Source organism: Mycobacterium sp. E2497 (assembly GCF_001668695.1).
In the GTDB taxonomy this organism is placed as follows: Bacteria; Actinomycetota; Actinomycetes; order Mycobacteriales; family Mycobacteriaceae; genus Mycobacterium.
In genome coordinates, this window is record NZ_LZKD01000278.1 from 12,903 (window position 1) to 34,088 (window position 21,186).

Annotated in this window: 20 protein-coding genes; 12 read left to right on the forward strand and 8 right to left on the reverse strand. The window is 66.7% G+C overall.

The annotated features are described in order from the left end of the window. The first annotated feature begins 65 nt into the window (after positions 1 to 65). Genes A5713_RS25830 through A5713_RS25850 form a run of 5 tightly spaced genes read left to right on the forward strand, consistent with a single transcriptional unit; the run spans position 66 to position 5,300 of the window. On the forward strand, positions 66 to 1,076 hold the full coding sequence (locus A5713_RS25830) for an alpha/beta hydrolase (protein ID WP_082973161.1): 1,011 nt from the start codon (positions 66 to 68) through the stop codon (positions 1,074 to 1,076). Positions 1,077 to 1,079: 3 nt separating this feature from the next. Continuing rightward, on the forward strand, positions 1,080 to 1,928 hold the full coding sequence (locus A5713_RS25835) for an SDR family oxidoreductase (RefSeq protein ID WP_068099106.1): 849 nt from the start codon (positions 1,080 to 1,082) through the stop codon (positions 1,926 to 1,928). Positions 1,929 to 1,955: 27 nt separating this feature from the next. After that, positions 1,956 to 2,876: a reductase gene (locus tag A5713_RS25840; protein WP_068099107.1), complete on the forward strand. Its 921-nt coding sequence runs from the start codon at positions 1,956 to 1,958 to the stop codon at positions 2,874 to 2,876. A 2-nt stretch (positions 2,877 to 2,878) separates the two neighbouring features. Further along, the gene (locus A5713_RS25845; protein ID WP_369804533.1) at positions 2,879 to 4,369 is read left to right on the forward strand and encodes a flavin-containing monooxygenase; all 1,491 of its coding nucleotides are present in this window, start codon (positions 2,879 to 2,881) and stop codon (positions 4,367 to 4,369) included. A gap of 4 nt (positions 4,370 to 4,373) precedes the next feature. After that, complete coding sequence (locus A5713_RS25850) at positions 4,374 to 5,300, forward strand: MerR family transcriptional regulator (protein WP_067918691.1); 927 nt, start codon at positions 4,374 to 4,376, stop codon at positions 5,298 to 5,300. Between the two features lie 10 nt (positions 5,301 to 5,310). Here A5713_RS25850 and A5713_RS25855 read toward each other — a convergent pair whose 3' ends face one another. Beyond that, positions 5,311 to 6,327 (reverse strand): acyl-ACP desaturase, encoded by a 1,017-nt coding sequence (locus A5713_RS25855; protein WP_067918692.1) that lies wholly within the window; start codon positions 6,325 to 6,327, stop codon positions 5,311 to 5,313. 165 nt (positions 6,328 to 6,492) lie between these two features. Then, entirely contained in the window at positions 6,493 to 7,845 is a 1,353-nt protein-coding gene (locus A5713_RS25860) for a salicylate synthase (RefSeq protein WP_068099108.1), read from the reverse strand. Between the two features lie 505 nt (positions 7,846 to 8,350). On the opposite strand from A5713_RS25860, the gene A5713_RS25865 reads away from it, so the two are divergent. From A5713_RS25865 to A5713_RS25875, 3 genes are all read left to right on the forward strand, one after another. Then, on the forward strand, positions 8,351 to 8,563 hold the full coding sequence (locus tag A5713_RS25865; protein ID WP_068099118.1) for a hypothetical protein: 213 nt from the start codon (positions 8,351 to 8,353) through the stop codon (positions 8,561 to 8,563). A gap of 289 nt (positions 8,564 to 8,852) precedes the next feature. Beyond that, a complete protein-coding gene (locus A5713_RS25870) occupies positions 8,853 to 10,088 on the forward strand; it encodes a sodium-dependent bicarbonate transport family permease (RefSeq protein ID WP_067918696.1) in 1,236 nt (411 codons plus the stop codon). A 230-nt stretch (positions 10,089 to 10,318) separates the two neighbouring features. Further along, positions 10,319 to 11,542 carry a sodium-dependent bicarbonate transport family permease gene (locus A5713_RS25875; RefSeq protein ID WP_067918698.1) on the forward strand — a complete coding sequence of 408 codons (1,224 nt, stop codon included), beginning with the start codon at positions 10,319 to 10,321 and terminating at the stop codon, positions 11,540 to 11,542. 3 nt (positions 11,543 to 11,545) lie between these two features. On the opposite strand, the gene hemW is transcribed toward A5713_RS25875, so the two are convergent. Beyond that, complete coding sequence (gene hemW / locus A5713_RS25880) at positions 11,546 to 12,718, reverse strand: radical SAM family heme chaperone HemW (protein WP_068099109.1); 1,173 nt, start codon at positions 12,716 to 12,718, stop codon at positions 11,546 to 11,548. Positions 12,719 to 12,849: 131 nt separating this feature from the next. On the opposite strand from hemW, the gene A5713_RS29800 reads away from it, so the two are divergent. The 3 genes from A5713_RS29800 (at position 12,850) to A5713_RS25890 (ending at position 15,502) form a co-directional block, all read left to right on the forward strand. Continuing rightward, positions 12,850 to 12,975, forward strand: a complete 126-nt coding sequence (locus A5713_RS29800; protein WP_369804534.1) for an Ms4527A family Cys-rich leader peptide — start codon at positions 12,850 to 12,852, stop codon at positions 12,973 to 12,975. Between the two features lie 110 nt (positions 12,976 to 13,085). Continuing rightward, positions 13,086 to 14,765 (forward strand): nitrite/sulfite reductase, encoded by a 1,680-nt coding sequence (locus tag A5713_RS25885; protein WP_068099110.1) that lies wholly within the window; start codon positions 13,086 to 13,088, stop codon positions 14,763 to 14,765. After that, the gene (locus A5713_RS25890) at positions 14,762 to 15,502 is read left to right on the forward strand and encodes a phosphoadenylyl-sulfate reductase (RefSeq protein WP_067918704.1); all 741 of its coding nucleotides are present in this window, start codon (positions 14,762 to 14,764) and stop codon (positions 15,500 to 15,502) included. Before A5713_RS25885 ends, A5713_RS25890 begins: the two co-directional genes overlap by 4 nt. A gap of 18 nt (positions 15,503 to 15,520) precedes the next feature. On the opposite strand, the gene A5713_RS25895 is transcribed toward A5713_RS25890, so the two are convergent. From A5713_RS25895 to A5713_RS25915, 5 genes are all read right to left on the reverse strand, one after another. Then, positions 15,521 to 16,609 carry a sulfate/molybdate ABC transporter ATP-binding protein gene (locus tag A5713_RS25895; protein ID WP_067918706.1) on the reverse strand — a complete coding sequence of 363 codons (1,089 nt, stop codon included), beginning with the start codon at positions 16,607 to 16,609 and terminating at the stop codon, positions 15,521 to 15,523. Positions 16,610 to 16,630: 21 nt separating this feature from the next. After that, on the reverse strand, positions 16,631 to 17,443 hold the full coding sequence (cysW, locus tag A5713_RS25900; protein ID WP_067918708.1) for a sulfate ABC transporter permease subunit CysW: 813 nt from the start codon (positions 17,441 to 17,443) through the stop codon (positions 16,631 to 16,633). Next, positions 17,440 to 18,321, reverse strand: a complete 882-nt coding sequence (gene cysT, locus A5713_RS25905; RefSeq protein WP_068099111.1) for a sulfate ABC transporter permease subunit CysT — start codon at positions 18,319 to 18,321, stop codon at positions 17,440 to 17,442. The genes cysW and cysT overlap by 4 nt, the downstream gene beginning before the upstream one ends. Next, a complete protein-coding gene (locus A5713_RS25910) occupies positions 18,318 to 19,349 on the reverse strand; it encodes a sulfate ABC transporter substrate-binding protein (protein WP_067918712.1) in 1,032 nt (343 codons plus the stop codon). The genes cysT and A5713_RS25910 overlap by 4 nt, the downstream gene beginning before the upstream one ends. Positions 19,350 to 19,671: 322 nt before the next feature. Next, positions 19,672 to 19,866, reverse strand: a complete 195-nt coding sequence (locus A5713_RS25915) for a hypothetical protein (protein WP_067918713.1) — start codon at positions 19,864 to 19,866, stop codon at positions 19,672 to 19,674. Between the two features lie 53 nt (positions 19,867 to 19,919). Here A5713_RS25915 and A5713_RS25920 point away from each other — a divergent pair, with 53 nt between their 5' ends. Beyond that, a complete protein-coding gene (locus tag A5713_RS25920) occupies positions 19,920 to 21,155 on the forward strand; it encodes an FAD-dependent oxidoreductase (RefSeq protein ID WP_068099112.1) in 1,236 nt (411 codons plus the stop codon). Positions 21,156 to 21,186: the final 31 nt, after the last annotated feature.

Below are 21,186 nucleotides of genomic sequence, written 5' to 3' on the forward strand. Positions count from 1 at the left end.
GACTCCGCGGACGGCTCCAAAAGCTGCCATTGACCAATGTCACCATTTGGTGTTGACTGCGTGGCATGACGGACGGTGTTCCGGCTCGCGGGTCATTGCGGTCCCGCGGTGCGGCAGCGGTGAGTACATACACCCTGCGGCCCGTCACCGGCCTGCTCCCGCCCGAGCGGGCATGGGGCTTGTGGCTGTCGCGGCGGATCATCGCCGGGATCATGGGGACCTTCGGTCCTCCGCTGGCCGGCACCCGCGTCGAACACGTCGACGCCATGCTGCCCGACGGCCGCCGCGTCAAAGGCGAATGGGTTTACGGACCGCGAACGCCGACGAGCGGGACCCCGCGATCGTCAACCAGCGCGGGCACAATCTACTACGTCCACGGCAGCGGTTACGCCGTGTGCTCGCCAAAGACGCACCGGCGCTTGACATCCTGGCTCTCATCCCTGACCGGCTTGCCTGTGTTCTGCATCGACTACCGACTGGCACCCCGCCACCGCTTCCCCGCCGCCGCCGAGGACGTCAGGGCCGGGTGGGACTGGCTGATGCAAGCCCGCGACATATCGCCGAAACGCACAGTGATCGCCGGAGATTCGGCTGGCGGTCACCTGGCCGTCGACATGTTGCTGCAACCGGAGATCACGGCCGATCACCCCGCCGCGCTCGCGCTGTTCTCCCCGCTCTACGACATCACCTTCGCGCTCTGCCTCGCGCGTGAACGCCTTCACCGCGATCCGGCGATCCGGGCCGCCGACGCGGCCCGCCTGGTCGCCATGTATCACGCCGGCCTCGATCCCGCTCACCAACGTCTGACACTCAATGTGGCCGGCGGGCCGCCACTTCCGCCGACGTTGATCCAGGCCGGCGGCGCGGAGATGCTCCAGGACGACGCGCGTCAGCTCGCCGCCGACATCCGAACCGCTGGCGGTCGGTGCGAACTTCAGATCTGGCCACACCAGGTGCACGTCTTTCAAGCGCTGCCGCGCCTGACACCCGAAGCCGCCAAGGCCGTGACCTACGTTGCGCGGTTCATCGCCCACGCGTTGCAGGACGCGCGGGCGCTCGCCGAGGAGGTGCACTGAGCGATGTTGGACAGGCTGCTGGGCAGGGCCAAGACCAGCCGGGGCGCCTCGGCGGTGGTGACCGGTGCCGGAAGCGGCATCGGTGCGGCGTTCGCCGTCGAGCTGGCGCGCCGTGGCGGCGCGGTCGTGTGCAGCGACATCGACGAAGCCGCCGCCCAACAAACGGTCGACGCGATCACCGAACGGGGCGCCAGGGCCACCGCCGTCCGTTGCGACGTCTCGAAATTCGAGGACGTCCAGGCGCTGGCCGAGCGGTCGCAGGCGTGGTTTTCGGGGCCGCCGACGCTGGTGATCAACAACGCCGGTGTCGGCGCCGGCGGCGCGGCCATCGGCGATGCGCCACTGGACGATTGGGTGTGGACGCTGGGCATCAACCTGTGGGGTCCGATCCACGGCTGCCACGTATTCACCCCGATCCTGCGGGAGGCCGCCCGGTCGCACGCCCCCCGCGGCATCATCAACGTGGCGTCCGCGGCGGCGTTCGGCGCGGCCCCCGGAATGGCCGCCTACAACGTCAGCAAGGCCGGCGTGCTGTCACTGTCGGAGACCCTGGCCGCCGAACTGGCCGGCACCGCGGTGCGGGTCACCGTGCTGTGCCCGACCTTCGTGAAGACCAACATCATCGAGTCCGGCCGCATCAGCGAGGAGTCCAGCGAGCTGGCCCACCGATTGATGCGCTGGACCGGATTCTCGCCGGACAAGGTCGCGCGGATCTGCCTGGACGCGCATGACCGCGGCGACCTGTACTGCATGCCGCAACTGGACGCCAAGATCGGCTGGAGCATCAAACGCATGGCCCCGCAGGCCTATACGCGTGCGGCCGGCCTGATCTCCCGCATCAACCTGCCCTGATTCCGTCAACGAAAAGGAGCTCCCCCCATGGCCATCGACATGGAAGCCATGCTCGCCAAGATCAAGGATCGGCAGTGGGCGCTCGCCGACATCGACTGGGACGCGCCCGGTGCGGAGACCATTCGGCCCGAATTCCGCCCCAAGCTGAAGGCCTTCATGGCCGACCTGTGCTGGATCGAGAACGTGGGCGCCCGCGGGTTCGCCGCGCTGGCCAAGAAGGCGCCCGACCCGACGCTCGCGGAGATCTACCGCTACTTCCACGCCGAGGAGCAGCGCCACGCCAACGCCGAGATGGCGCTGATGAAGCGCTGGGGGATGCTCGACGACGGCGAGCTGCCCGAGCCGAACATCAACATCCGGCTGTCCATCGAGTGGCTCGACGCGTTCGCCGACAGCATGCCGCTGTCCGTGCTGGGCACCGTCATTCCGATGCTGGAGGTGGCCCTCGACGGTGCGCTGTTGAAGTTTCTGCTGGACACCGTGGAAGACCCGGTATGCCACCAGGTGTTCGAGAAGATCAACAACGACGAATCCCGGCACATCGCGGTCGATTTCGAGGTGCTCGACCTGATCGGACACGCCAGGGCGCGCCGACTGGCCATCGAACTCATCGGCCGCACGGCGTCCCCGGGCCTCATCATCGGCATGCTCATGTACGTTCCGCTGCTCAAACGCATCTACGGCGAGATGGCCGAGATGGGACTCGAGCCCGAGCGGCTGAACAACGCGGTGAAGCGGTTCAAACAACTCGGCGAGCGCGGGGAACACACCTGGCGTGTTCCCACCTACCAGCTGCTCAAGCGGCACGCCGCGATGGTCGTCAACCCGCAGCATCCCTATCAGCTCCTGGCCGATTCGATGGTCTGGCTGTCGGACCGATACCCCAAGACGCTGCTGAGGCCCGTGCCCAGCTGGTTCAAGGAACTCACCTACAAGCCGGCGGCCTGACCATGACAACCGACCGCGCCCACGCGGTGCTCATCATCGGGGCCGGCTTCACCGGCCTGGGAGCGGCCATTCGACTGGCCGACGCCGGGGTCGACGACGTCGTGATCCTGGAGCGAGGCGACCGGGTCGGCGGAACCTGGCGCGACACAACCTATCCCGGTGCCAGCTGTGACGTTCCCTCGCTGCTGTATTCGTATTCGTTCGTCAGGAACCCGGCCTGGTCGCGCACCTACTCCCCGGCCCCGGAGATCTGCCGGCACCTCGAGGACATGGCGACCAGATTCGACATCCGCCGCCGCATCCGGTTCGGCCACGAGGTCAGCCATCTGACCTTCGACGAGGGTGCCGGGATCTGGACCGCAACCACCAAGGGCGGCAAGCGGTTCCGCGCGCGCACCGTGGTGCTGGCCTCCGGTCCGCTGTCGGACGCGAGCTTCCCCGACATTCGCGGCCTGGACAGTTATCGCGGACACAAGGTGCACAGCGCCCGCTGGGACCACGGCTACGATTTCGCGGGCAAACGCGTCGCCGTCATCGGCACCGGCGCCAGCGCGGTCCAGATCATCCCCGAACTGGTGAAGCAGGCCGGGTTCGTCAAGGTCTTCCAGCGCACGCCGTGCTGGGTCTTGCCGCGCCTCGACGCCGTCACCCCGCCGGCCGTGCAAGCCCTGTTCGCCAAAGTCCCTGCGGCCCAGCTACTTGCGCGTCAGGCCTTGTTCTGGGGCCACGAGGCCAGCGCGACTGCTCTGGTGTGGGACACGCCGCTGACCTCGCTGGCCGCGCGGCTCGGGCGGGCGCACCTGCGGGCGCAGGTGAAGGACCCGTGGCTGCGGCGCCAGCTGACGCCGGACTTCCGCCCGGGGTGCAAGCGCATGCTGGTCTCCAGCGACTATTACCCCGCCCTGCAGCGCGACAACTGCAAGCTCATCGACTGGCCGATCGCCACGATGAGCCCGGCCGGCATCCGCACCAGTGACGGTATCGAGCATCACGTCGACTGCGTCGTGTTCGCCACCGGCTACGACGTCCATCTGACCGGACCCCCCTTCGCGATCACCGGGCTCGGCGGCCGGTCCCTGGCCGACGAATGGGCCGGCGGCGCACAGGCTTACAAGAGCATCAACGTGCACGGATATCCCAACCTGTTCGTCATGACCGGACCCAACTCCGGGCCGGGCCACAACTCGCTGCTGGTCTACATCGAGGGTCAGCTGGAGTACGCGGTGCGTGGCGTCACCGCCGTTCTCGACAACGACCTGCGCTATCTCGATGTGCGAGAAGGCGCCCAGCGCCGCCACAACGACAACATCCAGCGACGCCTCACCAAGACGACGTGGATGTCCGGCTGCCGCAGTTGGTACCTCACCAAGGACGGATACAACGGCTCGATGTACCCGGGTTTCGCGACGCAGTATCTTCGCCAGATGAGGGATTTCCGCTACCAGGATTACCAAGCGGTGGCGCGGCGCGCGCCTGCCGTCTCGCCGGGCTGAACGCATGGCACCCGACCGCCCGCTCGACCGTTCTCCGAGAGCCGAACCCGGCACCATCGCCAGCGTGCTGCACAATGTGCGGCGCGCGCCCAAGCGCGTTCGGCGCCAGTCGCGCGAATACCGGCAATTGATCGAGACGGCGGTCTCGCAGCTGTTCGACGCGGCGGTCCGTCATCCCCACGGCGACCCCGCATCCGGCGAATACCGGATCGACGACCTGGCCCGGCTTGCCGGCACCACCACCCGCAACATCCGGGTCTATCGCGATCGCGGGCTGCTCCCCCCGCCGTTGCGCGTCGGTCGCATCGCCTTGTTCAACGACACCCATCTGACCCGGCTGCGGCTGATCACCTCGATGCTGGACCGCGGATACACCATCGCGCACGTACGCGAAATGCTCAGCGCCTGGGAAGAAGGCAAGAATCTCGGCGACGTGCTCGGCCTGGAGACGGCGATCGTGGGCACCTGGACCACCGAGAAGCCAGAGACCATGCCGCTTGTCGACGCGCAGCGACTCGTCGACGATCCGGAGGCCTTCCAGCGCCTGGTGGCGCTGCAAGTCATCCGGGTCGACGGGGACCTCGCCACGGTCACCCGTCCGAAACTGATCGAAGCGTTCAACGAAATCCGTGGCTACGGCGTCAAATTGGAAAAACTGATCGACCTACACGAGCAGATCGTGCCCGAAATCGACAAGATCAGCGATCTGCTGGTGCGCGCCGGGGCCGAGCACGTGCTGGATCGCATCAAGCCGGGTGAGCCCCTTCCGGCGGATGCCGAAATCGCCGAGCTGATCACGATGCTGGTGCGCTTCCGGACTCAAGCCGTGGCCACCGTTACCGCCACACTCGCGTCGTCGATCGAGTCCAACATCGAGTCACTGGTGAGCCGCATCCTGTCCGACTATCTGGAGTCCAGCTCGTCGGCCTGAACGTCACGCCTCAGTGTCCGCTCAGGGTCAGCCGCCCCTCCGTCTCAAGCACTTTCCGCGCGGTGATCTTTTCGGTCTTGCGGGCCTCGCGCTCGAGATAGCGCTGCTTGGACTCCTCGAATTTGTCGGAGGCCTGCTCGAGCTCCTTGACCAGCACCGCCAGATCGTCGCGCATCCGCGCGGCCTCGCCGCTGAAGTCTTCGCGTTCGAAGATGCGCCAGTTTCTGAGCACCGGCATCACCACTTCGTCCAGATGGATGCGCGGGTCGTAGACGCCGCCGACGGCGATGACCACCGCCTTGCGCCGGAACTCCGGCACTGTGAACCCGGGCATCTTGAAGTTGCGCAAGATCCGGTGCACCGACTTCATCGCCTGGTTGGGGGCGATGTCCAGGCCCGCCGCGCTGACGTCCCGGTAGAAGATCATGTGCAGGTTCTCGTCGTGGGACACCCTGGCCATCAGCCGCTCGGCGATGGGGTCCTGGGAGGCCTTACCCGTATTGCGGTGGGAAACGCGGGTGGCGAGTTCCTGAAACGACACGTACATCACCGCGTCGAACAAGCTCTCGGCAAACATGTCGCCCTGCTGATTCTGCCCCGGGCTGAAGCCTCGGGTCATTTGCTCCATGCGCAGCTTTTCCAACGCCACCGGGTCGACGGCGCGGGTGACCACCAGGTAGTCGCGCAGCGACGTGCTGTGCCTGGCCTCCTCGGCCGTCCAGCGGTTGACCCACTGCCCCCACGGGCCGTCCATGCTGAAGTTCATCGCGATCTCGCGGTGATACGAGGGCAAATTGTCCTCTGTCAGCAGGTTCTGCACCATCGCGACCTGCGCGACGTCGGGCAGCCGGGTGTCTCCGGGCTCCCAGTCCTGACCGTCCAGCGCATGGAAGTTCTTGCCGTCGGACCATGGGACGTAGTCGTGTGGATTCCACTCTTTGAACATCGAAAGGTGGCGGTTGAGCAGACCCTCGACCACAGGCTCCAGCTCGTGGAGTAGCTGCAGGTTTGTCAGATCTTTGGACACAAAGCCCTCCAGTTATGTGTGCCGTCAAGTAACGCACAATGTATCTGTGTCATACGGTTACATAAAGATGACACGCCGGAAACTGCGCCAACTAGGGCCAAAGGTCCCTATGGCGGAAAGGGGCTCAGTGCGCCGCGGTGACCTTCGCCACCACCGGTCAGACGATCAGCGGCGCGCAACCAGATACGGCGCGAGAGTGGACAGCTTTTCGCAGGTCTCTTCGAATTCGCGCTCGGGCGTGGACTCTTCGATGATGCCGGCGCCCGCTCGCAGCCAGGCCTTGCCGTCGCGTTCGTAGGCCGTCCGCAGCGTCAGCGCCGCGTCCAGGCCGCCATCAGCCGAAAACATCACGACCGCTCCCGAATACAGTCCGCGCGGGCTCTCGTCGAGACGCAGGATCGCTTCGACGCCGTCGGCTTTCGGGATGCCCGATGCGGTGACGGCCGGGAAAAGCGCTTCCAGCGCGTCCATCCGGTCGTTCGACGGATCCAGCCGCCCCCTGACCGTAGACCCGAGGTGCTGCACGCTCCCGCGCTCCCGCACCGTCATGAAGTCGGTGACCGCCACACTGCCGGGTGCGGCGATCTCGGTCATCTCCTGCAGCGAGCTCCGCACCGAAATCGCATGCTCGACAATCTCCTTGGAATTCGATTCCAGATCGTCGCGCGCCTGCCGGTCGCGCGCCACACCGCGGCCCAGCGCGCGGGTGCCCGCCAGGGGCTCGGTCACGACCATCCCGTCGTCGCGGACGGCCGCGACGAGTTCGGGGCTGTAGCCGAGCGCGCGAATCCCGCCCAGCCGCAACAGGAACGACCGCACCGGGGTGTTGTGTCGGCGACCCAGCCGGTAGGTGGACGGAAAGTCCAGCGCGAAGGGGATTTCCAGACAGCGGGAGAGGATCACCTTGTGGTAGCGGCCCGCCGCGATCTCGCCGACGGCGGACGCCACCCGATCGCGGTAGCCCGAAGGGTCGGCGGCAACATCAAGGGCGCGAGCCTTCCCCGCGTCGGGCACACCGTCGCCCAGCAAGCCGAGAACCGTATCGCGATGAACCGCGGTCGCGCCCCACAGCTGCACCTCCTCCCGGGTCACCACGATGCGAGTGCGCGGCCAGACCACGCGGGCCAGCGGCGTTCGTGGCGCCAGCCGCTGTTGCAGCCCATAGCGGTACACACCGAACTCGAACGCAATCCAGCCGAGGAGTTGGTCGGTCTCGAGCAACAGCCTGTCGACGGCTTCGCCGAGAACGGGGCCGGGCCGCCCCGACCACTCTTGCCGCCGGGTCACCCCGTCCCGGATGACGCGCACCTCGTCGCTGTCGAGCTCGACCATCGCGCGCACACCACTGCCCAGCACCCATTGACCACTGCGCTCATACAGGACGTACTCCTCGCCGACCCGCTCGGGCAGCCGTGCGACCAGCTCTGCGGCCAAGTCGGCCGGGTCGACGTGCTCGGGAAGCGGAATCGGTGACGACGTGGAGCCGGCGGAACTCGTCTGAACGCTGACCTCGGTCACGGTTAGTAAATGTAGCCTAACCTATCTAACGGCGCGACGGCCGATCCCCGCCACGGTCGATCGCGCCCCGCCCGCCAGCCAAAACTCCCGTCGAGTTAAAGCGCCGGCCATCCCCCCGCCAACGCGCGCACCCGGACCTCGGCGCCCGGTCGGTTTCCCGTTTCCGCAGCTGGCAGGGTGCGACGGGGGCCGTCGACGACGGCCCGCCCCCGCCCACCAGGACATCGGAGACACCAAACGTTTCCCGACCGTTTACGTCGCGGCCGCACAGCGCCCGGCCGGCCGGCGGTGATGTCTCCTAAAATCGGTGTCTAACCGTGTGAACCCGCTGGCCGGGGGACCCCTGTGGGTGCGGTGGCTGGACAGCTCCGTCGGCGCGTGTAAAGGAGTGGCGTCATGAACTCCTGCGCGGACGTTCGAGGGTTGCTTCGGCCGGACGACGGGCGCATCGTGAATCGACCCGCCTGATCGCTCAGTGCCGGCCAACCATTTCGAGAGGAACACCATGTTCGTAATCCGCCTCGCGAACGGCGAAGAGGTTCAGGGTGGCGACGGGGACGAACTCGAGATCAATCAGGATACGGGCGTGCTCGCGGTTTCCCGCGTCGACGGATTCGAGGAAATCACCACCCATTACTCGCCAATGGCGTGGGTGTCGGTGACGCACCGGAAGAAGGGCGTCGGGGTGCGGCCGTCGCTGATTTCGTCGAATCATTGACCCCCTATTGGGCCCACAGCAAATACACAGGACCTTCACACCAAATCCACGCCTGCCTCGGCGCCGGCCCACGCTCGCGAGGGCGCCACGCGCGGGCCTCTGACCAGGCAGATTAGCCGCCTTCGGCCGCCTCAGATCGGTCCGACACGCTTAAACGTCGTGCTTTGCATTCGAGTGGCGGTTTGACACCTGCGGGGATAAATTTTGCACGGTCGTCGGGATGTTCGTGGTGGCTCCGCTTGCGGACGGTGCTTTCCCTGATCACCGCACTCATCGAGGAAGGCATCGGATGCTGCAAGAGTTTTGGCTCAACTTCACCCACAACCTGTTCAAGCCGCTCCTGCTCTTCTTCTACTTCGGGTTCCTCATTCCGATCCTGAAGGTGCGATTCGAATTCCCCTATGTGATCTATCAGGGTCTGACGATGTACCTGCTGCTGGCCATCGGCTGGCACGGCGGAGAGGAACTCGCCAAGATCAGCGCCGGCAGCGTCGGGGTGATCGTGGGCTTCATGGTGTTGGGCTTCGTGCTCAACTTCGTCATCGGCGGCATCGCCTACCTGCTGCTGAATTGGCTGACCTCACTTCGACGAATCGACCGGGCGACGGTCGCCGGGTATTACGGGTCGGACTCGGCGGGGACGTTCGCCACCTGCGTGGCCGTCCTGACGGCCGTCGGCATGGCGTTCAACGCCTACATGCCGGTCATGTTGGCGGTCATGGAGATTCCGGGCTGTCTGGTGGCGCTGTATTTCGTGGCGCGCCTTCGTCACCGCGGGATGGACGCGGCCGGGAACATGGAGGACGAGCCGGGCTACATCGCGCCGGTCAAGGTGGCCGTCGGGCCCGGCGCCGCAGCCATGCCTCCGCACGGCCAGAGCCTCGAGGAGGCCGAGCACGAGCGCGGGCTGGAGGAGGAGCTGGAGCTCTCCCTGGAAAAGCTCGATCATCCGGACTGGGAGCCCGAGAGCCCCCCTCACACCGCCGGCAAAAAGCCGCCCATCTTCTCCCGGGAGCTGTTCCAGGAGGTGTTCCTCAACCCTGGGCTCGTCCTGCTGATGGGTGGCATCATCATCGGCCTGGTGAGTGGGTTGCAGGGCCAGAAGGTGGTCGCCGACGACGACAAGTTCTTCGTCCTCGCCTTCCAGGGCGTTCTCTGTTTGTTCCTGCTCGAAATGGGCATGACCGCCTCCCGGAAGCTGAAGGACCTGCGAACGGCCGGCCCCGGTTTCATCTTCTTCGCCCTGCTGGCCCCGAACATCTTTGCTCCCCTCGGCATCCTGATCGCCCACATCTACTCCTCACTCACCCATGCCGATTTCAAGCCTGGCACCTACGTGCTCTTCGCGGTGCTCTGCGGCGCGGCCTCCTACATCGCCGTCCCGGCTGTCCAGCGGCTGGCGATCCCCGAAGCCAGCCCCACCCTGCCGTTGGCCGCATCGCTCGGTCTGACGTTCTCCTACAACGTCACCATCGGAATCCCGCTCTACATCGAGGTCAACCGGCTGATAGCCCACTGGTTCTAGGGTTCGCGCCCGCCGGGCGATCGTCGGGACCGCCGAATCATCCTGGACCACAGCGCCTTTGACGTGTTCCGGTGGCCCGCCGGGTGTCGTCCGATTCCGCTCGTTGTTAATTGTTCGTAAAGACGGGTCGAGTCGGGCCCCCCGAACCGGCGGGTTTCCACTAAGTTCGGTGACGCCGCGCGTCGGTTGCCGTCCCGCGCAGGGCCCGACTGCGTCGCCGGGAGGCGTACATGCTCTACGAGTTGTGGCAGAACTTCATCCACAATCTCTTCAAGCCGCTGTTGCTGTTCTTCTATTTCGGGTTCCTGATCCCGATCCTGAAGGTGCGATTCGAATTCCCCTATGTGATCTATCAGGGCCTGACCATGTACCTGCTGGTGGCCATCGGCTGGCAGGGCGGTGAGGAACTGGCGAAGGTGAAACCGGCCGACATCGACAACATCGCCGGGTTCGTCGCTCTGGGCTTCGCGCTGAACGTCGTCGTCGGCGCGCTCACCTACTTCCTGCTCAGATACCTGACCCGGCTGCGGCGCGTCGACCGGGCGGCGGTCGCCGGCTACTACGGATCCGACTCGGCGGGCACCTTCGCGACCTGCGTTGCCGTCCTGGCCGGCCTCAGGATCGCCTTCGACGCCTACATGCCGGTCCTGCTGGCGTTCATGGAGATTCCCGGATGTCTGGTGGCGCTCTACCTGGTGGCCCGGCTGCGGCACCGGGGGATGGACGAGGCCGGGTTCATGCCGGACGAACACGGCTACACCGCACCCGTAGCGGTGGGGCCGGGAGTGGCCGAGCAGCGGGAACGGGCCGAGGGAGACGACGACGTCGAACGCGGGATCGAGGAGGAGCTGGCCCTCTCGCTGGAAAAGCAAGAGCATCCCGAGTGGCACGAGGCCAACCCGCAGCGCAAGAACGCACCACTGATGTCGGGCGCGATCTTGCAGGAAGTGTTTCTCAACCCCGGACTGATCCTCCTCGTCGGTGGTATCGCCATCGGTTTCATCGGCGCGCTGCAGGGCCAGAAGGTGGTGCACGACCAGAACGAGCTTTTCGTCGCGGCGTTTCAGGGGGTGCTGTGTTTGTTCCTGCTCGAGATGGGTATGACGGCGTCCCGCAAGCTGCGGGATCTCAGACTGGCGGGCAGCGGGTTCATCGTCTTCGGTTTGTTGGCGCCCAACTTGTTTGCGCTACTGGGTATCGTGGGCGCCTACTGCTACGCGAACCTCACGGACACCCACTTTCAGCCGGGTACCTATGTGCTGTTCGCGGTCTTGTGCAGCTCGGCGTCCTACATCACGCTTCCCGCGGTCCAGCGGTTGGGCATCCCCGAGGCGAGCCCGACGCTGCCACTCGCGGCGGCGCTGGGTCTGACGTTCTCCTACACCGTCACCATCGGGATTCCGCTCTACATCGAGATCAATCGGGCAGTCGCGCACTGGTTTCCGGCGAGTTGAGTACTAGCCCAGGACCGTGCGCACCACCGCGTCGGCCAGCAGCCGTCCGCGCGGTGTGAGGACGAACCGGTCGGCGTCGGACACCAGCAACCCGTCCGCGACCGCACCTTGGGCGCGCTCTTGTTCGACGGGGCTCAACACTGCGCGCGGAAGCCCCTGGCGCAGTCGGGTTTTCAACAACACGTCTTCGGTGTGCAGGGCGTCGGCGTCCAACCGCTCGAATCCGCCCACCGGCAATGCGGCACCGGCCAGCGTCTCCGCGTAGGCGTTGGGATGCTTGACGTTCCACCAGCGGGTGGCGCCGACGTGGCCATGGGCTCCCGGCCCTGCGCCCCACCACTGACCACCGTCCCAATAGCCGAGGTTGTGTCGGCACTCACCGCCTGGCCGCGACCAGTTGGACACCTCGTACCACGACATGCCGGCCTCGGACAGCCGGGCATCGAGCAACTCGTAGCGGTGCGCCAGCACATCGTCGTCGGGGGCCGCCAGCTCGCCGCGCCGCACCCGCCGGGCCAGCGCGGTCCCTTCCTCGACGACCAGCGCGTAGGCGGACACGTGATCGACACCGGTGTCGATCGCCGTGTCGACCGAGCGCAGCAGATCGTCGTCGGACTCCCCCGGCGTCCCATAGATCAGGTCGAGGCTGACGTGTTCGAAGCCGGCGTCCAACGCTTCGCGGGCGGCGGCCGCCGACCTGTTCGGCGTGTGGATGCGGTCGAGTACCCCCAGCACCCGCGGTGACACCGACTGCATGCCCAGCGACACCCGCGTATAGCCGGCCGCCCGGACGGCGTCGAAGAAGTCCGGCCAGGCCGACTCGGGGTTGGCCTCGGTGGTGACCTCGGCGTCGGGTGCCAGCGCGAAGTGCTCGCGCACCATGTCCAGGATCGTCGCCACCCGCGTGCCGCCCAACAGCGACGGTGTCCCTCCCCCGACGAACACCGTGTTCACCGTCGGCCCGGAAAGCCGCTCGGCGGCCAGCTTCAGCTCCGTCCGCAGCGCCGCCAGCCAGGCGTCGGGGTTCACGCCACCCAACTCGGCAGGAGTGTAGGTGTTGAAATCGCAATAGCCGCAACGTGTTATGCAGAACGGAACATGGATGTACATCCCGAACGGGCGCCCGGGGACGGGCTGCAGATCGGGCAGCTCGACCGGTTCCTCGCGAAGTGCCATGCCAAATCTTCCCACGGTGCGCCCGTCGCGGCCGGGGGTCAATCCGGCCGACGAAATTCCGGGTGTTCTTACCGGGGCGGCCGATTTAATCGGGGTTTCGCTCACCGTGAGCCGATATTTGACCTGGTGACATGGGCCCCGATCGGGCATGGCACAATGGGTGCGTGACCGTCGCTCAGCCCAGCCTTCGCATTGCGCTCGTGGCGCGGCGGCACATTGATCTCAAGCGTGTTTGCAGCTGTTGCTGTCTCCCTTGATGTCGTAGACCCGCCCACCTGTACGTCCAGCTGGCATCGGATCTGCGCCGCCGATACCACCGGTGAGCTGCGCTTTCATGCCTGCGATGTCGAAAAGGAGACCTTTTCCAATGACCACCGCCCGACCCGCTGGGTCCCCGAACAAGGCCCGCAACGAGGGCCAGTGGGCGCTGGGAGACCGGGCACCGCTCAATCCCAACGAAGAGATGAAGCAGGCCGGCGCCCCCCTCGACGTGCGCGAGCGCATCGAGAATGTCTACGCCAAGGCCGGGTTCGACAGCATCGACAAGAGTGACCTGCGCGGGCGCTTTCGCTGGTGGGGGCTCTACACCCAACGCGAACAGGGCTACGACGGCACATTCACCGGTGACGAGAACGCCGATCTGCTCGAGGCCAAGTACTTCATGATGCGGGTGCGCTGCGACGGCGGCGCGCTGTCGGCCGCGGCGCTGCGCACGGTCGGCCACATCTCGACCGAGTTCGGTCGCGACACCGCCGACATCTCCGACCGGCAGAACGTGCAGATGCACTGGATCGAGGTCGAGAACGTCCCGGAAATCTGGGGGCGCCTCGCCGAGGTCGGCCTGCAGACCGCCGAGGCGTGCGGTGACTGCCCCCGCGTCATCCTGGGTTCGCCGCTGGCCGGTGAGTCGCTCGACGAGGTAATCGACCCCACCTGGGCGATCGACGAGATCGTGCGCCGCTACATCGGCAGGCCGGACTTCGCCGACCTGCCGCGCAAGTACAAGACCGCAATCTCGGGTCTGCAGGATGTCGCGCACGAGATCAACGACATCGCCTTCATCGGGGTCAACCACCCCGAGCACGGGCCCGGCCTGGACCTGTGGGTCGGCGGCGGCCTGTCCACCAACCCGATGCTGGCCCAGCGGGTCGGCGCCTGGGTGCCGCTGAACGAGGTGCCCGAGGTCTGGGAGGCCGTGACCTCGATATTCCGCGACTACGGCTACCGCCGGCTGCGGTCCAAGGCGCGGCTGAAGTTCCTGATCAAGGACTGGGGCATAGCAAAATTCCGCGAGGTGCTCGAAACGGAGTACCTCAAGCGGCCGCTGATCGACGGCCCGGCCCCCGAGCCGCTCAAGCATCCGATCGATCACATCGGGGTGCAACGGCTCAAGAACGGGCTCAACGCGGTCGGGGCCGCTCCGATCGCCGGCCGGGTCTCGGGCACCATCCTCTCGGCGGTCGCCGACCTGATGGACCGGGCCGGCTCCGACCGGATCCGGTTCACCCCGTACCAGAAGCTGGTCATCCTCGACATCGCCGACGACAAACTCGACGAGGTGCTCGCAGGCCTGGAGGCGCTCGGGCTGCAGACCACGCCTTCGCATTGGCGGCGAAACCTGATGGCGTGCACGGGCATCGAATACTGCAAGCTGTCGTTCGCCGAAACCCGGGGCAAGGCGCAGGTCTTGGTCCCCGAGCTGGAACGCCGGCTCGAGGACGTCAACGCCGCGCTCGACGTGCCGATCACGGTCAACATCAACGGTTGTCCTAACTCGTGCGCGCGAATTCAGGTGGCCGACATCGGCTTCAAGGGCCAAATGGTCGACGACGGTCATGGGGGCTCCGTCGAGGGCTTTCAGGTGCACCTGGGGGGCAGCCTCGGGCTGGACAGCGGATTCGGGCGAAAGCTGCGCCAGCACAAGGTCACCAGCGACGAGCTGGGTGACTACATCGATCGGGTGGTACGCAACTTCATCAAACACCGCAGTGCGGGAGAACGGTTCGCGCAGTGGGCGATTCGGGCAGATGAGGACGATTTACGATGAGTGGACAAGCAACGAAACGGACCGAGGCGCAACTGCGGGACCTGGCGGCGCGGGGTGCCGCGGAGCTCGAGGGCGCCAGCGCCATCGAGGTTCTGCGCTGGACCGACGAGACCTTCGGCGGAGTCAACGGGCCGCGCGGCTGGGCCACCTGCAACTACGTGCTGACGTCGAGCATGCAGGAGGCCGTGTTGATAGACCTGGCGTCCAAGGTCCGGCCGGGTGTGCCGGTCGTCTTCCTGGACACCGGCTACCACTTCGCCGAAACCATCGGAACCCGGGACGCGGTCGAATCGGTGTACGACATTCACGTGTTGAACATCACGCCCGAGCAGACGGTGGCCGAGCAGGACCAGCTGCTGGGCAAGAACCTGTTCTCCCGGGATCCGGGCGAGTGCTGCCGGTTGCGCAAGGTCGTGCCCCTGCGCCGAGCCTTGAGCGGGTACTCCGCCTGGGTGACCGGGCTGCGCCGCAGCGAGGCCAAGACGCGTGCCAACGCCCCGGTGATCGGTTTCGACGAGGGCTTCAAGCTGGTGAAGATCAACCCGCTGGCGACGTGGACCGACGAGGACATGCAGAACTACATCGACGAGCACGGTGTGCTGGTCAATCCGCTTGTCTACGACGGGTATCCGTCCATCGGCTGCGAACCGTGCACGGCCAAACCGCTGGCCGGGGCGGACCCGCGCAGTGGGCGCTGGCAGGGGCTGGCCAAGACCGAGTGCGGGCTGCACGCGTAGCCGGCGAAATCGCTTGATTCAGGCCGGCGTCAGCGTGGTCTGATCTTCGCCGGCGGGGCCGTCGCCGCGGTCGGCCGTCGCCTGATCGGCGATGAACGGCATTCGGGTCGCGCGCACGTAGACGGTGTCGCCCTCGCTCAGGGCCAGCGCCTCGGCGTCGCCGCGGGTGATCTGCGCGGTGAAGGGGCCGCCGGTGGCGGCGCTGGTCAATTCCACCCGCACCTCGAAGCCGAGCACGACCACGCGGTCGACGGTGGCGCGCACCACCCCGATCGATTCCGCGGTGCCGTCCCCGCCCGCAATCGCCATCTCGGGGTTGCGGCCCACCCGGATGTCATGTGGCCGAACCAGATTCCCGTTCAGGGTGGACACCGCCCCGAGAAACGACATCACGAAGGCGTTCGCCGGCGCGTCGTAGACCTCGGTCGGCGATCCCACCTGCTCGATGCGACCGTGATTGAGCACGGCGATCCGGTCGGCGACATCCAGGGCCTCCGCCTGGTCGTGGGTGACCAGCACCGTGGTCACGTGCACCTCGTCGTGCAGGCGGCGCAACCACGCGCGCAGGTCCTCACGCACCTTGGCGTCCAGGGCGCCGAACGGCTCGTCGAGCAGCAGCACCTGCGGGTCGACGGCCAGGGCCCGCGCGAGCGCCATCCGCTGTCGTTGGCCACCGGAGAGCTGGTTGGGGTAGCGGTTTTGAAATCCGCTCAGCCCCACCACTTCCAGCAGGTTGTCGACCTTGGCCTTGACCTCGGCCTTGGGCCGCTTGCGGATCTTCAGCCCGTAGGCGACGTTGTCGCGAACGGTGAGGTGCTTGAACGCCGCATAGTGCTGGAACACGAAACCGATGCCCCGTCGCTGCGGCGGCACCCGCGTGACGTCCGAGCCGTTGATCGTGATCGTTCCGCTGTCGGGCTGGTCGAGCCCGGCGATGGCACGCAGCAGGGTCGATTTACCGGAACCGCTGGGACCCAACAGTGCCGTCAGCGAACCGGAGGGCACGACGAAGTCGACGTTGTCCAAGGCCACGAAGTCGCCGTAGCGCTTGTAGGCGTTGCGCACGACGATCGCGTGGTCGACGGGGCCGTTGTTGTCGTCAGTCATCTACGAGTCTCCATGTCAGGCCTACCTCGCCGCTCGTACTCGGCGGACATCCAGAATCACTTGGAAGATCAGGACCAACACCGCAACACCCATCAGCAGCGTGGACAGCGCGTACGCCCCGTACTCGGCGCCGCGGTTGTACCGATCCGACACCAGCAACGTCAGGGTTTGCGACTTACCCGGCAGGTTCGACGACACGATGATGACGGCACCGTATTCGCCGAGGGTGCGCGCGACGGTCAGCACGATGCCGTAGGTCAGGCCCCATCGGATCGATGGCAGGGTGATCCGCCAGAAGGTCTGCCACCAGCCCGATCCCAGCGTTGCGGCGGCCTCTTCCTGGTCGGTGCCCAGTTCGTGCAGCACCGGTTCCACCTCCCGGACGACAAACGGCAGGGTGACAAAGATGCTGGCAAGCACGATGCCGGGCAGCCCGAAGATGATCTTGAACCCGAGGTCCTTCTCGACGAAGCCGAACGCGCCGGCCGAACCCCACAACAGGATCAGGGCCACGCCCACGATGACCGGCGACACCGCGAAAGGCAGATCGATGACCGCCTGGAGCACGCCCTTGCCACGAAACCGGTTGCGGGCGAGCACCAAAGCGGTCGGAATGCCGAAAACCACGTTCAGCGGCACCACGATGGCGACGACCAGCAAGGTCAGGTTCAGCGCCGATATCGCCGCGGGCGTGCTCACCCAGTCGAAGAACTGACCCAACCCCGGCCGGAAGGTCCGCCACAGGATCAGGGCCACCGGGACAACCAGCAGAACGAAAAGGTACGTGAGCGCGATGAATCGGATCAGGTATCGGACCCTGGGACTCAGCGTCACGCGGCCAGCTCCTCACGCTTGGCCGCGCGCCCACCCACGACCCTCAGCAGGAAGAGCACGACGAACGAGATCGACAGCAACACGATGGATATCGCGGCGGCGCCGGTGCGGTCATCGTTCTCGATCAGGGTCCGTATCCATTGCGAGGACACTTCGGTCTTGCCGGGCACCGCGCCACCGATCAGCACCACCGACCCGAACTCGCCGATCGCGCGCGAGAACGCCAGGCCCGCACCGGACATCAGCGCGGGCGTCAACGACGGCAGCACGACCGAGGTGAAGATCTTGGGAGCGGTGGCACCCAACGACGCCGCCGCCTCCTCGGTCTCCCGATCGATCTCCAGCAGCACCGGCTGCACCGCGCGCACCACGAACGGCAGGGTGACGAAGGCCAGCGCCACCGCCACGCCCCACGCCGTGTGCTGCAGATGCAGACCCACCGGGCTGTTGTTGCCGTAGAGCGCCAGCATCACCAGGCTGGCGACGATGGTGGGCAGCGCGAACGGCAGGTCGATGATCGCGTCGACCAGCCGCTTGCCGAAGAAGTCGTCCCGCACCAGGACCCAGGCGATGACCAGACCGAAGACCAGGTTCACCAACGCGACCCCGGCGGAGATGGTCAGCGTCACCCGGAACGACTCCACGGCGGCGTTGGAGGTGACCGCCAACCAGAACGCGTGCCAGCCGCCGCCGGCGGCCTGCCACGCGATGGCGGCCAGCGGCAGCAGCACGATGACCGAGAGCCACAGCGTGGCCACGCCCACCCGCAAAGAGGTCGCGTTCCCGCGGGACGCCCGCCGGCCGTCCGCCGGGCGGCGCCCGTCGCCACCCAGCTCGGGCCCGACCGCCCGGGGACCGGGCGTGAGCGCGGCCGTCATCCCGTGGCCTGCGTATAGATCTTGGTGATGCTGCCGGTGGTTTTGTCGAACAACTGCGGGTCCGTCGTCGACCAACCCCCGAGGTCGGCGATCGTCCACAGTTTCGCCGGCGCCGGGAATTGGCCGCGAAACTCGGCCGCGACGGCCGGGTCGACCGGCCGAAAGCCGGCCTGCGCCCACACCTTCTGCGCCGTGGCCGTGTACTGGAAGTTCTTGAAGGCGACCGCGGCGTCCAGGTGTGCGCTGGTGCTCACCACCGCGACCGGATTATCGATCTTGAACGTCTGCGGCGGGTTGATGTGCTCGACCGGCTTGCCCGCACGCTCCGTCGCGATCGCTTCGTTCTCGTAACTGATCAACACGTCCCCACTGCCCTGGACGAACACATCGGTAGCCTCCCGTCCCGAACCCGGACGCAGCTTGACGTGTTCGTGCACCAGCTTGCTGATGAAGTCGACGCCGGCCTGCGGGTTGCTGCCGCCTTCGCTCTTGACCGCATACGGCGCCAGCAGATTCCACTTGGCCGACCCCGAACTCAGCGGACTGGGGGTGATGACCTCCACGCCAGGCCGCAGCAGATCGTCCCAGTCCTTGATGTTCTTCGGATTGCCCTTGCGCACCAACAACGTCACCACCGACCCGAACGGAATTCCTTTGGTGGCGTCGGTATTCCAATCTTTCGAGATCTTTCCGGCTTTCACCAGCCGGGTGATGTCCGGTTCGACGGAGAAGTTCACGATGTCGGCCGGCTTGCCGTCGAGGACACCGCGTGATTGGTCACCGGAGGCGCCGTAGGAGGTGATCACCTGCACGCCCTTGCCCTCGTCGGCGGCGTTGAACGCCGGGATCACCTTGCTCCAGCCGGGTTCTGGGACCGAATAGGCGACCAGCGTGATGCTCGTGCGCGCGTTGGCCGGCCCGCCCCCGCCGACGACATCGCTGGGACCGCCGCTGCACCCGGCCACGACAGCGACGGTCAGGGCGAACGTGACCATCGACCGCCAACGGGGTGCGATGTCGTTGAGCATTCGGGCCTTCCAGGACGGGGACTTAAGGAGACAGCGGTCCCGATGCTGCGGAAAGGCGCCTTATCCGACGGGAGATATCACAAACCCCATACCAGACCGCACACGGGTTTGGCAGTCAGCGACAACAGTGCACGAAGACATGGCGCTCCACGACACCCGATGTCACCTGCATGGCGGGAAGCCTAACAGGAATCGGTGGGGCCGCCACCGCTCGAGTGCCTGGCGGGCGGCCTGCATGCTCAGTGCGTCAGCAACCACGCGACGATCACCAGTACCACGAGCGCGACGAGAATCAACGTCACGTGTGACCGAGGCATGAGCGCTACCCGGGCGCCTCACCGGCGTGGCGGGCACGACGCATCAGGGCGATGCCCTTGCCGAGCAACCCATCGAGCAGGCCCGCCGTGACCGCGGCGACCAAGAGCACGACCGGCATCACCACCATGGCCTGGAGTACGAAAGCGAGCCCGGAAAGCCACAGCTCGTTGCCGTCCCACCAATTCAGGAACGCGGTCACGGGCTCACCCTATTCGGCCTTGCGCCGGAAAACCAATGTGCCAAGATCGGCGCATGGCTGCCCCGTCGTCCGCGCCCGAGTCGACGGCCTGCCTCATCGCCGGCGGGGGCCCGGCGGGCATGGTGCTGGGGTTGCTGCTGGCCCGCGCCGGTGTTGACGTCACGGTGATGGAAAAGCACGCCGACTTCCTGCGCGACTTCCGCGGGGACACGGTGCACGCGAGCACCCTGGGACTGCTCGACGAACTGGGATTGGGCGGGCGGTTCGCGCAGATTCCGCATCGGCTCATCGACACCGTCCACATGGAGATACAGAACGCGCCGCTGGCGCTCGACCTGACCCGCCTCCCGGGCGCGCACAAGCACATCGCCCTGGTGCCGCAATGGGACTTCCTGGAGCTGCTGGCCACCGCCGCGGAGGCCGAGCCGACCTTCCGGCTGTTGCGCAGCACGGAGGTCACCGGCGTCATCCGCGACGCCGACCGAGTCGTCGGCGTCACCTACCGTGACCAGGCCGGTGAGGCGAAAAGCATGCGCGCCGAGCTGACCGTGGCCTGCGACGGTCGCTCGTCCACGGTGCGTTCGGCGCTGGGCCTGGATCCGCGCAGTTTCGGCGCGCCGATGGACGTGTGGTGGTTCCGGCTGCCCCGCCAACCCGGCGACCCACGCGGACTGGCCGGCGTGCTGCGGGCCGGACACGCGGTCATCGTGATCGACCGCGGCGATTACTACCAGATCGCTTACATCATCCCGAAGGGGACCGACGCCCGGCTGAGGTCGCAAGGCATCGAATCGCTGCACCGGGCGCTGGTCGGCATGGTGCCCTGGCTCGGAGACCGCGTGCAGACGCTGACGTCGTTCGATGACGTGAAACTGCTTGACGTACAACTGAATCGGCTTCGACGCTGGTATGCCGGCGGCGTCCTGTTCATCGGCGACTCCGCGCACGCGATGTCACCGGTCGGCGGCGTCGGGATCAACCTTGCGGTGGCCGACGCGGTGGCCGCCGCGCGCATCCTGGCGGGCGCGTTGCACGCGGGCCGGGTGCCCACCTGGCGGTTGGCGCGCGTGCAGGCGCGTCGTTGGCTTCCCACGGTGCTGCTGCAGACGGCACAACGGGTGATCCACGCCAACGTGATCGCCGCGGCGGTCAGCGGAAACGAACATCGCGCGCCCCTGGGTGTGCGGCTGGTGGGCCGGTCCGCGGCGATGGGGCGGCTGGCCGGCTACCTCGTTGCCATCGGTCCGCTGCCCGAGCACGCGCCGGGGTTTGCCCGACGCCGAGATTGAACCAGACGGACGCCACGTGGGCGAAAGAATG